This is a genomic window from Streptomyces sp. NPDC058665 (assembly GCF_042714995.1).
Lineage (GTDB): Bacteria > Actinomycetota > Actinomycetes > Streptomycetales > Streptomycetaceae > Streptomyces.
Window position 1 is genome coordinate 47,993 of record NZ_JBHXRX010000018.1, and the last position, 13,487, is coordinate 61,479.

A 13,487-nucleotide genomic window follows, 5' to 3' on the forward strand; every position below is an offset into this window, starting at 1 on the left:
ACGGCGACGAAGACCGGGTCGTCCGCGCCCGGGGCGGCGGCCCGCTCCTCCGCCGCCCGCCCTTCCGGCCCCTGTGCTTCGCTGCCGTACGACACGGCGGTGCCCTCCAACTCCCTCTCAGCGCCTCACCGCAGGAACGCCGCGGCGACACCCGCGTCGACGGGAATGTGCAGCCCGGTCGTATGCGTCAGGTCGCCGCCCGTCAGGGCGAACACCGCGTTCGCCACATGCTCCGGCAGCACCTCACGCTTGAGCAGCGTCCGCCCGGCGTAGAACTCGCCCAGCTTCTCCTCCGGCACCCCGTACACGGCGGCCCGCCGCGCCCCCCAGCCCGCCGCGAAGATCCCGGACCCGCGCACCACCCCGTCCGGGTTCACCCCGTTGACCCGGATCCCGTGCTCACCCAACTCCGCCGCGAGCAGCCGCACTTGATGAGCCTGGTCGGCCTTCGTCGCCGAGTAGGCGATGTTGTTGGGACCCGCGAACACCGCGTTCTTCGAGGCGATGTAGACGATGTCCCCGCCGAGCCCCTGACGGGTCATCACGCGCGCCGCCTCCCGTGAGACCAGGAACGAGCCGCGCGCCATGATGTCGTGCTGGAGGTCCCAGTCCCGGGCGGTCGTCTCCAGAAGCGGCTTCGAGATCGAGATGCCGGCGTTGTTGACGACCAGGTCCACCCCGCCGAAGGCGAGCGCGGCCTCGCGGAAGGCGGCGGCGATGGCCTCCTCGTCCGTCACGTCGACGGTGACCGCCAACGCCCGGTCCGGGCCGCCCAGTTCGCCTGCGACCTCCGCCGCGCCCGCCGCGTTCACGTCGGCGACCACGACGCACGCGCCCTCCGCCACCAGCCGGTGCGCGATGGCCTTCCCGATGCCCGACCCGCCGCCGGTCACCAGCGCGACCCGGGCCGCCAGCGGCTTCGGAGCCGGCATCCGCCGGAGTTTCGCCTCCTCCAGCGCCCAGTACTCGATACGGAACTTCTCCGCCTCGTCGATCGGCGCGTACGAGGAGACGCCCTCGGCACCCCGCATCACATTGATCGCGTTGAGATAGAACTCGCCGGCCACCCGCGCCGTCTGCTTGTCCTTGCCGTACGAGAACATCCCTACGCCCGGCACCAGCACAATCGCCGGGTCGGCGCCCCGCATCGCCGGCGAGTCGGCGTCGGCGTGCCGGTCGTAGTAGGCGGCATACTCCGCGCGGTACTCCTCGTGCAGCCGCGCGAACCGGGCCGTCACCTCGTCGAGCGGCGCGGAAGCCGGCAGATCGAGAACCAGCGGCCGGACCTTCGTCCGCAGGAAGTGGTCCGGGCAGGAGGTGCCGAGGGCCGCGAGCCGCGGGTGTTCCGCGCGGGCCAGGAAGTCCAGCACCGGCGCGCTGTCGGTGAAGTGACCCACCTGGGCCCGGTCCATGGAGGCCAGTCCGCGCAGCAGCGGGGCCAACTCCGCAGCGCGGGCCCGCCGTTCGTCGTCGGGCAACGCCCCGTATCCCTCCAGGAGGGGGCCGAACGGCTCCGGCCCCGCTCGCTTCACGAGGAACTCCTCGGCCTCGCGGATGATGCTCAGCGAGTTCTCCTCGCACTCCCGCGAGGTGTCGCCCCACGCGGTAATGCCGTGGCCGCCGAGCACACAGCCGATCGCCCGCGGGTTGGCCCGCTTCATCTCGGCTATGTCCAGGCCGAGTTGGAAGCCGGGACGGCGCCAGGGCACCCACACCACCCGGTCGCCGAAGCACTCCGCCGTCAGAGCCTCGCCGTCGGCCGCGCAGGCGAGCGCGATGCCGGAGTCGGGGTGCAGATGATCGACATGTGCGGCGTCCACCAGACCGTGCATGGCGGTGTCGATGGAGGGAGCCGCGCCGCCCTTGCCGTGAAGGCAGTAGTCGAGGGCTGCGACCATCTCGTCCTCGCGCTCCACGCCCGGATACACCTCGGCGAGCGCGCGCAGCCGGTCGAGCCGGAGCACCGCGAGCCCCGGCCCGGTGAGGGTGCCCAGATCCCCGCCGGAGCCCTTCACCCACATCAGTTCCGTGTCGGCGCCGCTCACCGGATCGGGGGCCAGGCCCTTGGCGGAGGTGTTGCCGCCCGCGTAGTTGGTGTTGCGCGGGTCCGCGCCCAGACGGTGGGAACGCGCCAGGAGTTCGGCGGCGGGCAGGGGCTGACCGGCTTCGGGGGAGGGCGTCATCAAGAGGCTTCCTTCGATCCCAGATCGATGAATGAATCGATTCATTGAGAAGGTAGGCGGCGCCGCCGACGCATGTCAAGGTGGGGTGAGTCCTCAGAGAACCCCTGCCGCGCGGACTGAACCGTTCCAGGTCAGACGCCGCCCGCTTCCGTCAGCCCTTGGCCAGCAACTCCGCGATCTCGTCGTGCAGTTGAAGCGGCAGCACGGTCCCCCAGCGCGCCGAGGCCTCGGACGCCAGGTCTCGGCTCCACCGCCAGCTCTCCACCGCCGCCGACCGCAGTTCGGCCGGTCGCGCCGCGCCGGTCGTGCGGAGATGACGTGCGCGGTCGGCCTCCGGCAGGTCCCGCTCCAGCGCGCGGCTCGGCGTCAGCCAGTGCGCCGTGGAGCCGCGCAGCAGCCGGCACAGCTTCAGCTGGAGCGGTGAGACGACGGCATGCAGCAGGTTGTACGCGCGGGCGGTCTCGCCCCGCGCGGCCACATGCGCCAGCATCAGCGTCCAGTTGGCGAGCTCGTCGCAGAGCTCCTGCGCCGTGGCCACCGGCTCCGGCGGGCGGAATTCGGCGAGCCGCCGGGCCGCGGCGGTCAGCCGCCCGCCGCGGTCGAGCAGGACGGCGGACTCGGGGTCGGGAAGATGCACCGCCCCCTCCCAGGAGGAGATCAGATCGATGCCGGTCCCCGCCGCGTCGACATGGAACTCCCCGCGCATCAGGTCCTTGAAGACAACGGCGAGGATGCCGTGCATATTGGTGTGGGCCAGCTTCAGCGGGGCCAGCCGCCCGACGAACTCCCGTCCGTCGAAGGTCTCCGCGTCCGCGTCCCGTACGAACAGATACGCGTCGATGTCGGAGTGCGCGTCCGACTCCCCGAGGGTCCACGACCCGTACAACAGCACACCCTCCAGGCGCGGTTCGGCCTCGGCGAGTTCACGCAGCAGCTCTACGCGGTGGTTCAGGACGGGGGAGGGCGATACGTAACGCATGAGGGAAGGTCTCTCCTGGGTCCGGGTGACGGCACACGAACGCGGCCCGGCGGCTGCCGGGCGGCCGGGGCGTGGTCTCGGACCACGTTCGTGTGCTCAGGTCATACCCATGCCGGAGATCCTAGGCGAGCACGTCCTACCTGGACAGCAGCGGCTCCAGCGGCGGCAGCGGAATGTCCGGCAGGTCGGGGAGGTCGGGGACGAGCGGCGGGATGGAGCCCAACGGGTCGGTCTCGACGACATAGCTGCAGTACGTGTACGAGTAGCCGGGATCGATCGACATCCCGTCCGTCGTGCTCGTGACGTCGTCCGCCGCGTCCCCGGAGTGCTTCAGGAGGAAGTGGTAGTCACCCACGGGCAGTCGCAGCGTCTTCCTCGGGTAGTTCTTGCCGGAGTCCTTGCAGGCGCTGTCCACGGCGTCGTAGCTGGAGTAGTTCACACAGCCGCCGCACGCCTTGATCTTGACCGTGCCCGTCACGGGCCCCGTGTAGAGGATCTCCACCGCGTCCGACGCGTCGTTGCTGATCACCACTTCGAGCCGGGGACCGCCCGGCGCGTTCGCGGGCGGCAGACGGTCTCCCGCCGCGCCGCGTTCCGTGGCGATCTCGGCGGCGATGGCGATGTCCCGCGCCCTGTCCCTGCGTGAACTGTCCTTGTAGGTGGACCTGAACGAGGTCAGCGTCTCCAGGGCGAGTTCGAAGTCCTTGTCCTTGAACTGGTCGACACCGCAGGCGTACGTCCCCGACTCCACGGCCGACGCCGCGGTCTTCTTGAGCGCTGCCGTGTCCGTCTCGAAGGTGCCGACCATCGTGGAGATGCTCTCCAACTCGGTGGTGGTCGAGCAGGGTTCGGTTCCGCCCAGCTTCCCGGAGCGGTCCTTGATCGCGGCGGTCACGGCCGGCTTCACCGCCGCCGCCTGCTCCGACTCAGGGAAGAGCGAGATGAGTTCGGCCAGGTCACCCCGGTCGGAGACCGGCTTGCTCGACGCCAGTCCCAGCTTCCCGCACTCCAGGAGCGAGGTGGCCAGCGGCTGGTCGGGCCATTTGGCCAGCTCGCCGAGCAGGTCGGCGTCGATCGAATCGGGCACCTCACGCAGGTAGTTGAGGGCGTCGACGGCGTCGCAGTAGTTCTTCTCCGTGTAGGGGACGGACACGGCGTTGTAGAAGGTGGTGAGCCGCTTCGGCACGAGCTTGCCCGCCCTCGAATCCCCCTCGTTCTCGCCGAGTTCGCGGTAGACCGTGAGGGCGGCGGTGAAGCCCACGCTCTTGTCCTTGCTGGTGCCGCTGCCCTCGCGCGTCGCCTCGACCTTCTTGTCGGCCACGGCGAGCCGGTCGAGCAGCATCCGCTCGACGGCCTCGTCCTGCGCCGCGTCGTAGGCGACGGCCCCGCCCACGGGTATGACGAGCAGGACCAGGGCCACGGCGACGGCCACGGCGGGTCGCAGAGCGGGGAGCACCAACGGGGGCCGTGCGACGGGGACTCGGGCGCGCCGCGCGCCGTCGACGGCCGCGGCGATCAGCACCAGGGCGTACAGCGCGACAAGCGGTCCGGGTGCGCCGTTGGTGTCGGCGGGCAGCACGAGCAGCAGGAACAGCGCGGTCGCGGCCAGGCTGAGTCCGACCCGGAGCCAGTCGCGGATCAGGACGTAACCGAGCCCGAGGCCGGTCAGGTTGAGGAGCGCGACGGCGGCGACATGACCGGAAGCGGGTGGCGGCCCGACCGGCTGGGGAGGAGCGGCGGGCGGCGGAAAGCCGAAGGTGGGCGGCTGGGCCGGTGGCGGCGGTGTCACCGGGGGCTGGTCGGGTCGCGTCGGGGGCGGTGAGGCCGGCGGTGGTGGTGTCAGCGGCTGCGCCGGTTCCGACGGCGGTACGGCGTCGCTGGGTTCGCCGGCACCCGTGGCCGAGGTATCCGGGTCGTTGCCCGCTTCGGAGCCCGAGCCCCCGCCCGTACCTCTCTCGTCACTGTCTCTGCCCGTGGCCATGTGCCCCCCTGTGGTGTTGTGCCGCAGTCTCCCACTGCTACTTCATACAGTGAACGTCAAGGTCGGTGCCGTGCAAGGCAGTTGGGAACGATCGCGGTATCCGCCCCGCGCGGCCCGACTCCCGTGGTCGAACCGAAATTCGGCCATGAAGAGGGATTGGCGCACATGAAATCTGGCCAGAATGATGCCGTGACAGTGAGTCTGCGAACTACATAATAATACGTTGGGGCGCTCCCAAAGATCAATTTATTCTGCTCTCCGGGAATCGCCCTTGCCGCCGTGCACCGTCAGTATCCTGCAATATGTCCCAGGCCACCGGGCCACCAATGAACGGCGCGAGGAGAGCGGCCGTGCATGATGAATTCCTGTGCCATGTCACCGCCTACGGAGTCAGTGGCGGTCAGCGTATAGGCGTACCCCTGGGAACGTATCGCGCACCCACTCTGTCACTTGCACTGTGGTGGTTACGGGACCGGGCGACATGGATTGCGGAACGTCTCGATCCGAGCCCCGACAACGACAATTTTCCCGCCGAGGCACTCGCCCCGCTGGCGGACAACGTCCCTGACGTACCACAGATGTTGCGGGCCTGGCGCGACAATCGGGCCCATCAGGACCGGGTCGCGGAACATCTGGCGGCGGGACATCTCATTCGAGTGGCCACACGCGACGAAACCACGGAATACGAACTGCTCGCGGAATCCGTTGACGCGCTTCGGATGGACCGTGCCGGCCCCTCGCTGATCGACGAGACGGAAATCCAGGACGCGTACGCCGACGACGTCGCGTACCGGCGGACTTCCGTTGCCGGTGAGCAGGAGTACGAGTACGGGCGCGCGCAGGAGAGTGAGTACCGTTACGCGTACGCATATGTAAAGCCATCGGAAGGTGCCGGGAAATGGCGCAGGTCCGACGACTCCTTCGCCGACACGTTGCGACTGGGCAGGCTGCCCCGCTAATCGCGGGACGGGCGTCTCGGAATAACTTCTTCCGCGCCGTCGTTCCCCGTCTCGGAACACGTGGCGCGCGGCGCGCGCCGCACAACGGCCGCTCTCGCGCGGCCGTTGCTACGGTCGGATTCGCACGGGCCCGGGGCCCTCCCCACGCGGGATGCCACGGGCGAGGCGATCCTCGGAAGGAGACGGCAGATGCTGTTCGGCAAAGAGCATGTGAAGCGCTACCAGGAGACGGACGGCGAGGTGGGACACATCTGGGAGAACGGCACGACCACGCTGATCCTCACCACCACCGGCCGCAAGAGCGGCGAGCAGCGCAGTACCCCCCTCATCTACCGTGACCACGGTGACGACGTGATGGTCGTCGCCTCCCACGGCGGCGCCGACCTGGATCCGCAGTGGTACCGCAACATCCAGGCCGACCCCGAGGTCCGGGTACAGGTGAAGGGCGACCGCTTCATCGCTCGCGCGCGCACCGCGACCGCCGAGGAGCGGCCGGAGCTGTGGCGCCGGATGGCCGAGGTCTGGCCCGCGTACGACGAGTACGAGACCAAGACGGACCGGGAGATCCCCGTGGTCGTCCTGGAACGCGTCTGACCTGTCCGGCCGTGCGCGCCGGCCGCCGATGGCAGCCGGCGCGTTCTTCGCTTCCGTGAAGCCGCCCGCCCGCACCGCGGGCGGGCGTTCGTCTGTGACGGCCGCCCCGTCAGCTCCGTGGTGTCAGCTCAAGCGCCTCGGCCAGCGTGCGCCACTCGGCGAGCGGCAGATGCTTGCTCCGGTCGCCGGCCAGCACCTGAAGCGCCAGATGGTCGGCGCCCGCGTTCTCGTACTCCTCGACCCGCGCACGCACCGTATCGGCATCGCCCAGCGCGAAGAGCGCGGCCAGGAGCCGGTCGCTGCCGCCGTCCGCGAGGTCGCCCTCGGTGAAGCCGAGCCGGAGCAGGTTGTTGGTGTAGTTGGGCAGCTGGAGATACATCGACAGCATCCCCCGCGCGACGCCGCGGGCCGCGTCGATGTCCGTGTCGAGTACGACGGTGAGTTCCGGCGCGAGCAGAGCGTCCGGACCCAGCGCTGCGCGGGCCTCCGCCGTGTGCTCCGCGGTGACGAGATAGGGGTGCGCGCCCGCCGCCCGCCCGGCGGCGAGCTTCAGCATCTTCGGGCCGAGCGCGGCGAGTACCCGCCCCGACGCGGGGACGGGGGCCGCCGCGGCGTCGAGTGCGTCGAGGTACTCGACCATGGCCGAATAGGGCCGCGCGTAGTTGGGGGTGAGACTGCTGTGGCTGACGCCGAGACCGAGGACGAAGCGGCCCGCGGCGTCCTGCTGGAGCCGCGCCGACTGCTCGGCGACGGCCTGGGCGCGGTGTTCCCAGATACTGAGGATGCCGGTCGCGACGGTGATGTGCCGGGTCGCTTCGACGACGGGAGCGACCTGGTCCAGCGACGGGCTGCCGCCCATCCAGATCGTTCCGTAGCCGAGCGCGTCGAGCTCGGCTACGGCCGCCGGGACGGCGGCGAGGCCGTCGGGGTCGGAGGGGTGCAGGGCCGAACTCCAGATACCGATCCTGCCGAAACGTGCGTGATTCACAGAGGGCATACCGAAAACGTAACTCAGCGGCTCTCGGGTGCCCCGCCGCCCCGCCACCGCGCTCTCCCGCCGCCGGCGGGCCCCTCCGTCGTGACGGGATGGTTCCCCGCCCGTTCATCAAACCAACATCCGCCGCTCACTCGGTGTCGACAACATCGCCCTACCCCCCGGCCGGCTGAACGACATATAGGAGCCCCGTGAAGATCCTCCGTAAGTTCTCATCAGGCGCGAGCACCGGGAGGCCGCGGCCGGGCCGGCCGGCCGGTGCGCGAGTGGGCACTCGGATTCGCGATCTGGAGGAGGCGAACGGGCGGACGGCGCAGGAGGCGGCGCGGGTGAGGCCCGTCACCACCTCCGACATCCTCACCAAGCACCGCAAGGGCTTCCCGCACCACGGCTGGGTCGAGATCGACTCCGAGCACTGTCCGCCGTTCGTCATGTTCTGCGCGAACGACGAGGCCGTCGCCCTCGACACCGTCTGGAACGGCCGCTTCGGTTACGAGTCGTCGAGCCTGCGCCACTGGAGCCGGCTCGCCGCCACCAGCCGTACGATCCTGGACGTCGGCGCGCACGTCGGTTACTACGCCATGATCGCGGCGCTCTCCGCCCCCAAGGCCACGGTGCACGCGTTCGAGCCGGTGCCGCCGATCCACGCGAGGCTGGCTGTCAACCACCGGGCGAACAACCTCAAGAACCTGGTGCTGCACCAGAACGGCGTCTCGGCCCACGGCGGCACCGCGGACATCAACATCCGCTTCCCGCTGTCGAACCTGCTCTCCACCGGCTCGTCGCTGGAGGACTTCACCAAGCCGCCGGCCAGCGCGTTCACCACTCGCGTCCATCTGCTCACCGTGGACGAGACCGTGGGCGACACCCGGGTCGACCTGATCAAGATCGACGTCGAGGGCCATGAGCCGAGCGTCCTCGCCGGAGCGCGGGGCGTCATCAAGCGCGACCGCCCGGTCATCATTCTCGAAGCCCTGCACAAGACTTTGCTCGGCAAGCTCACCGAGCCCTTCGAAGGTCTCGACTACACCTTCCGCTGGATCTCGGAGGCGGACGGCCGGCTCGTCCCCATCACCGGGGACCGCCCGGAGAAGAGCCGCAACCTGATCTTCGCGCCGAGGGAGCGGGAGTACTCCTGACCCGCCTCTCCGCCCGCCGCACCCGCCGGACATGGCGCCGCCCCGGCACGGGCGGTGACGCTCGTGCCGGGGCGGCTGGTTGGCGGATCCGGTCGGCCCGGTCGGCCTGCCGGGTCCGCCGGTTCAGTTGTCCGGTCGGTCGGCCGGTGGTCAGCTGAAGACGACCGAACGGACCAGCAGCCGCTCGGAGGCGTGGCCGCCGCCCGGCCGAAGGGTGAACTGGGGGCCTTCGCACTCGGCGCCCTCGAAGACGATCGCCGTGGCGTCCGTGTTGTTGCGGGGGCTGTGCGCCGGCTCCGACGTCTCGTTCTCGACCTCGGGCAGCGTGATGCACTCGCCGCTCTGCGGGTCCGTCAGGGCCGAGGTCTCGGAGACGCCGGCCTCGGTGCCGTGCTGGTAGGTGAAGTCACCCTGGGCCGCGCCGGCCGAGGCCGGAAGGGCGATGACAAGGGCGAGGGCGCCGACGGCGGCAGCCACACTGGTACGAAGTCGCACAGGACACTCCATTGGTGCGGTGGGGGTGGAACGGGTCGCCGAAAGACTGTCCCGGCCTGTGCGGATGTTCTCCGAACATCCCGGTTCGTCCTCCCAACGGCGGGGTGCAGAAACGATTCTTCGTGAGCCATGTGGGTCCCGGGCCGGTCGCTCACCCGATCATCGGCCCGACTTCCTGCCCGTCGGAGCCCCTCTGTCAGAGCCCGTCGGTGAACAGAAGCCGGTTCGGCGAGCCCTGGGTCACGGCCGACAGCCTGTTCTCGGTGGCCGAACCGCCCAGCCACTCCGCCAGGTCCTCCGGACTCGCGTCCGGGTGCTCCGCCATGTAGAGCGCCGCGACACCCGCGACATGCGGCGAGGCCATCGACGTACCGTTCAGCGAGACGTCGCCGCCGCCCAGCTTGGCGGACACGATGGCGGCCCCCGGCGCGTACAGCGACAGGCACTTCCCGTGGTTGGAGAAGCTGGACTGCTTGTCGCTCCGGTCGGTCGAGCCGACCGTCACGACACCCTCCGCGGAGGCCGGTGAGACGGAGCAGGCGTCCACCCCGTCGTTGCCCGCCGCGAGGACCGGCAGGACGCCCTGCCGCGAGAGCGCCGTCGCCGCGTCGTTCACCGCGACCGACTTCGGGCCGCCGAGCGAACCGTTGAGCACGGCCGGCTGCTTGGCGTTGGCGGCGACCCAGTCGAGGCCGGCGAGGATCCCCGACCAGGTGCCCTTGCCCTTGCAGTCCAGGACCCGGACGCTGACCAGATCGGCCTCGGGAGCCACACCGTACGTACGGCCGGCGACCGTGCCCGCCACATGTGTGCCGTGGCCCTGGCAGTCCTTGCCCTGCCGGCCGTCGCCGATGGCGTCGTAACCGGGCTTGGCGCGCCCTTCGAACTCCTCGTGGCCGAAGTCGATGCCCGTGTCGATGACATATGCGGTGACACCCTTGCCGGTGCTCTTCGCGTCGTACCGGCCGTCCAGCGGCAGTTCCTGCTGGTCGATCCGGTCCAGCCCCCAGGACGAGGCGGGCACCAGGCTCTTCGCCGGAGCGGTCTCCAGCGCCTCGATCTCGGAGTCCTCCTCAACGGCGGTGACGCCGGGAGTCGCCCGGATGGTCTTGAGCTGGGTGGGCGTCAGCTCGGCGGCGAATCCGCGCAGCACGCTCGTGTACGTGAACAGGGGCTTCACCCCTGCCCTGTTGAGCAGTTTGCTCGCGTCGAAGGCGGTGTCGACGGAGACGATGTAACGGTTGAGAAGCGGCGCGGCCGAGCGGTGCAGCGGCGCGGAGTGGGTCTCGGCGGAGGCCGGCTGGACCGTGGTGGGGAGCGGACCGGCGGCCACCACCACCGCGCTTGTGGCGACGAGGAACATGCTGAGTTTCAGGCGATTTCTCATGAAAAGTACTCAAACATGATCAAATTACTTTGATCCGCAGGCTGGCGGGCCGTTCACCCGACCAGATGGGCCCGGTCCATGGCGTGATGTGTGGGCGGTACGTCGTTGACGACACGATCGGCGGACGCGCAGGCTGGACGGTGTGCAGCACAGACGAGTTGTTTTCGTGATCTTCGAGGGGTTCCAGTCGCTCGACCTCTCGGGTCCCTTCGAGGTGTTCCAGCAGGCGGACCGGGCAGCGCCCGGCTACGACTGCCGGATCGTGGCCCCCGTCGCGGGCCCGGTGCGTTCGGCCGGCGGACTGCGGGTGCACGCCGACCACGGGATCGCGGACCTGGATCCCGCCGGGATCGACACCTTGGTGCTCGCCGGCGGGGGAGGAGTCGACGAGGCGGCGCGGAACGCCGACCTCGTCGGGTGGATCGCCGGGGCGGGCGCCACCGCCCGCCGGGTCACCTCGGTGTGCAGCGGGGTGTTTCTGCTCGCCGCCGCCGGGCTGCTCGACGGACGGCGCGTCACCACCCACTGGAGCCGCGACGGTCAGCTGCGGCGTGAGCATCCCGGGCTAACCGTGGACACCAGGCCGATCTTCGTGCGTGACGGACGGGTCTGGACGTCCGCCGGGGTGACCGCGGGCATGGACCTGGCGCTCGCCCTGGTCGAGGACGACCTCGGCCGCGAGGTCGCCCACACCGTCGCCCAGCACCTTGTGCTTTTCCTGCGCAGGCCAGGCAGCCAGGCGCAGTTCAGTGTGCCGCTGTGGTCCGCGCAGCCCGCCACCGACCCGGTCCGGGCCGCCGTATCGGCGGTCCACGCCGATCCCGGCTCGCCGCACACCCTCGCCGGTCTGGCCGCCCGCGCCGGGCTGAGCCCGCGTCACCTCCAGCGCCGGTTCACCGCCGAGCTTGGGGTGGGACCCGGCGAGTACGTCGAGCGCGTACGGGTGGAGGCCGCCCAGCGGGAACTGACCGGTGGTGACGAGCCGGTGGCCGCGATCGCGCGCCGCTGCGGGCTCGGCAGCTCGGAATCACTGCGGCGCGCGTTCCACCGCCACTGCGGCGTGACACCGACCGACTACCGGAACCGTTTCCGGACCACCGAAGGCGACACCGACACCTGATGCCCGACGGTGCGGTTGACCACGAAGGATCACTTATGACGAGCAAGGACCGCCCATGACCACGTACGGACTGCTGATCTTCGACGGCGCCGAGGAACTGGACTTCGTCGGCCCCTGGGAGGTGTTCACCGTCTCCTCCATGCTGCGCGACCAGGCCGACACGGCTGTCCTGGTGGCCGAGGGGCCCGATCCGGTCGTGTGCGGCAAAGGCATGCGGGTCGTACCCGACCACACGCTCGCCGAGAGCCCGCGGCTGGACGTGCTGCTCGTCCCCGGAGGCCGGGGAACCCGGCGCGAGGTCGACAACCCCGCGCTGATCGAATGGATCGGCAGGACCGCCGGCGCCGCCGACTGGGTCACCAGCGTGTGCACGGGAGCCCTTCTGCTGCACGAGGCCGGTCCCGCCCGTGGGCGACGCGTGGCCACCCATCACGGCTTCGAGGACGACCTCCAGGCCCGCGGCGATGTCACCGTCGTCCGGGACGCCCGCTATGTCGTGGACGGGAACCTGGTCACCAGTCAGGGCGTCTCGGCCGGGATCGACATGGCCCTGTGGCTGGTCGGCCGGCTGAACGGACGCGACCACGCCCGCGCGGTCCGCCGCTACATCCAGTACGACCCCGCGCCGCCCTATCTGGCCGACGAGCCGGTGGCGTACTGAACCCACCGGCGCGCCCGCCACTGACCGCGCCGGTCGTCAGCCCCGGTCCGTGTGGCGCAGCACGGCGGGAATCACCGTGTCCCACACACGCGCCGGAGGCGCCTGATGACCGACCCCGTCCAGGGTGATCAGACGGGCGTCGGGAATCCCCTCGGCCAGCGCCCGCGCGTGGCCGAGCGGGAAGAGCGGGTCATCGGTGCCGTGCAGGACGAGCGTGGGCGCGGTCACCTCCGCCGGCCGGACGGTGATGGGGTTCTCGTCGTCCTTGAGCGCCCAGTGGTTCTTCATGGCCGCCTCGATGTCCGTGGTGCGGTCGACGATCCGGCCCGACAACTCCCGTACCGCTTCCTCGTCGAAAGGCGCCGGACCGGTGAAGAGCCGCTCGCCCGCGACCAGATACGCGATCACCGCCGCGCGGTCCGACCAGTCCGGTTCGGGCGCCGGATCGGCGAACGCCGCGCGCATGCTCTCCGATGGGGGCGGCAGCTCCGATCCGGTAGGGCCCGCCGGGCTGGTGGAGACCAGGGTGAGCGTCGCGACCCGCTCCGGATGCGCGAAGGCCAGGCACTGCGCGACCCCGCCACCCATGGAGATGCCCACCAGATGCGCCCGGTCCACGCCCAGTGTGTCCAGCAGACCGACGGCGTCCGCGATCAGGTCCGAGAAGGCGTAGTCCGGGGCGCCCGGCGGAGAGGCGACGGACCGGCCCGTGTCGCGCTGGTCGTAGCGCACGACATGGCGGCGGCCGGCCGCGAGCCGGGCGCAGAACCCTTCGTCCCAGCCGTCCATCGAGCTCGCGGCGCCGCTGATCAGCAGGACGGTCGGGTCGGCGGGATCGCCGAAGGTCTGGACGCACAGGCGTACGCCGTTGGCCACGACCAGGCGCTCGGTGCCCCGGGGAAGGTCGCTGCCGGACCCGGCGTCGTTCGGAATCATGCGGGGCTCCACTGTTCTCGGGTGTCGGCCGTGGCCGCTCTCGTGTTGTCGCTTCCGTC

The 13,487-nt window shown here is 70.5% G+C and carries 11 protein-coding genes and 1 pseudogene; 5 read left to right on the plus strand and 7 right to left on the minus strand.

The features are described from left to right. Positions 1-125 precede the first annotated feature (125 nt). The 3 genes from ACFWV8_RS14140 to ACFWV8_RS14150 form a co-directional block, all read right to left on the minus strand. Entirely contained in the window at positions 126-2,183 is a 2,058-nt protein-coding gene (locus ACFWV8_RS14140; RefSeq protein ID WP_384200829.1) for a bifunctional aldolase/short-chain dehydrogenase, read from the minus strand. Positions 2,184-2,334: 151 nt separating this feature from the next. Next, positions 2,335-3,162 (minus strand): nucleotidyltransferase domain-containing protein, encoded by an 828-nt coding sequence (locus tag ACFWV8_RS14145; protein ID WP_384200831.1) that lies wholly within the window; start codon positions 3,160-3,162, stop codon positions 2,335-2,337. Between the two features lie 136 nt (positions 3,163-3,298). Beyond that, a complete protein-coding gene (locus ACFWV8_RS14150) occupies positions 3,299-5,143 on the minus strand; it encodes a hypothetical protein (RefSeq protein ID WP_384200833.1) in 1,845 nt (614 codons plus the stop codon). A gap of 350 nt (positions 5,144-5,493) precedes the next feature. On the opposite strand from ACFWV8_RS14150, the pseudogene ACFWV8_RS14155 reads away from it, so the two are divergent. Both ACFWV8_RS14155 and ACFWV8_RS14160 read left to right on the plus strand, forming a co-directional pair. Further along, positions 5,494-5,889: pseudogene (locus ACFWV8_RS14155) on the plus strand (hypothetical protein); the annotation flags it as partial. Between the two features lie 402 nt (positions 5,890-6,291). Further along, on the plus strand, positions 6,292-6,696 hold the full coding sequence (locus ACFWV8_RS14160) for a nitroreductase family deazaflavin-dependent oxidoreductase (protein WP_384200835.1): 405 nt from the start codon (positions 6,292-6,294) through the stop codon (positions 6,694-6,696). Between the two features lie 109 nt (positions 6,697-6,805). On the opposite strand, the gene ACFWV8_RS14165 is transcribed toward ACFWV8_RS14160, so the two are convergent. Next, positions 6,806-7,693, minus strand: a complete 888-nt coding sequence (locus tag ACFWV8_RS14165; protein WP_384200837.1) for an LLM class F420-dependent oxidoreductase — start codon at positions 7,691-7,693, stop codon at positions 6,806-6,808. A 263-nt stretch (positions 7,694-7,956) separates the two neighbouring features. Here ACFWV8_RS14165 and ACFWV8_RS14170 point away from each other — a divergent pair, with 263 nt between their 5' ends. Beyond that, a complete protein-coding gene (locus tag ACFWV8_RS14170) occupies positions 7,957-8,829 on the plus strand; it encodes an FkbM family methyltransferase (RefSeq protein ID WP_384200839.1) in 873 nt (290 codons plus the stop codon). 150 nt (positions 8,830-8,979) lie between these two features. On the opposite strand, the gene ACFWV8_RS14175 is transcribed toward ACFWV8_RS14170, so the two are convergent. Both ACFWV8_RS14175 and ACFWV8_RS14180 read right to left on the minus strand, forming a co-directional pair. Then, a complete protein-coding gene (locus ACFWV8_RS14175) occupies positions 8,980-9,324 on the minus strand; it encodes a hypothetical protein (protein ID WP_384200841.1) in 345 nt (114 codons plus the stop codon). Positions 9,325-9,520: 196 nt separating this feature from the next. Further along, entirely contained in the window at positions 9,521-10,711 is a 1,191-nt protein-coding gene (locus ACFWV8_RS14180) for a S8 family peptidase (protein ID WP_384200843.1), read from the minus strand. A 142-nt stretch (positions 10,712-10,853) separates the two neighbouring features. Between ACFWV8_RS14180 and ACFWV8_RS14185 the strand changes: the two genes are divergently transcribed. After that, positions 10,854-11,831, plus strand: coding sequence for a GlxA family transcriptional regulator (locus tag ACFWV8_RS14185; RefSeq protein WP_384200845.1), 978 nt, complete (start codon positions 10,854-10,856; stop codon positions 11,829-11,831). Between the two features lie 55 nt (positions 11,832-11,886). Beyond that, complete coding sequence (locus ACFWV8_RS14190) at positions 11,887-12,492, plus strand: DJ-1/PfpI family protein (RefSeq protein ID WP_384200847.1); 606 nt, start codon at positions 11,887-11,889, stop codon at positions 12,490-12,492. Between the two features lie 36 nt (positions 12,493-12,528). On the opposite strand, the gene ACFWV8_RS14195 is transcribed toward ACFWV8_RS14190, so the two are convergent. Continuing rightward, a complete protein-coding gene (locus ACFWV8_RS14195) occupies positions 12,529-13,428 on the minus strand; it encodes an alpha/beta fold hydrolase (RefSeq protein ID WP_384200849.1) in 900 nt (299 codons plus the stop codon). Positions 13,429-13,487: the final 59 nt, after the last annotated feature.

Bases quoted from the DNA above. Each gene is read 5' to 3' on its own strand.
- ACFWV8_RS14140 (WP_384200829.1), bottom strand. From the start codon at position 2,183: ATGACGCCCTCCCCCGAAGCCGGTCAGCCCCTGCCCGCCGCCGAACTC.
- ACFWV8_RS14145 (WP_384200831.1), bottom strand. From the start codon at position 3,162: ATGCGTTACGTATCGCCCTCCCCCGTCCTGAACCACCGCGTAGAGCTG.
- ACFWV8_RS14150 (WP_384200833.1), bottom strand. From the start codon at position 5,143: ATGGCCACGGGCAGAGACAGTGACGAGAGAGGTACGGGCGGGGGCTCG.
- ACFWV8_RS14160 (WP_384200835.1), top strand. From the start codon at position 6,292: ATGCTGTTCGGCAAAGAGCATGTGAAGCGCTACCAGGAGACGGACGGC.
- ACFWV8_RS14165 (WP_384200837.1), bottom strand. From the start codon at position 7,693: ATGCCCTCTGTGAATCACGCACGTTTCGGCAGGATCGGTATCTGGAGT.
- ACFWV8_RS14180 (WP_384200843.1), bottom strand. From the start codon at position 10,711: ATGAGAAATCGCCTGAAACTCAGCATGTTCCTCGTCGCCACAAGCGCG.
- ACFWV8_RS14190 (WP_384200847.1), top strand. From the start codon at position 11,887: ATGACCACGTACGGACTGCTGATCTTCGACGGCGCCGAGGAACTGGAC.
- ACFWV8_RS14195 (WP_384200849.1), bottom strand. From the start codon at position 13,428: ATGATTCCGAACGACGCCGGGTCCGGCAGCGACCTTCCCCGGGGCACC.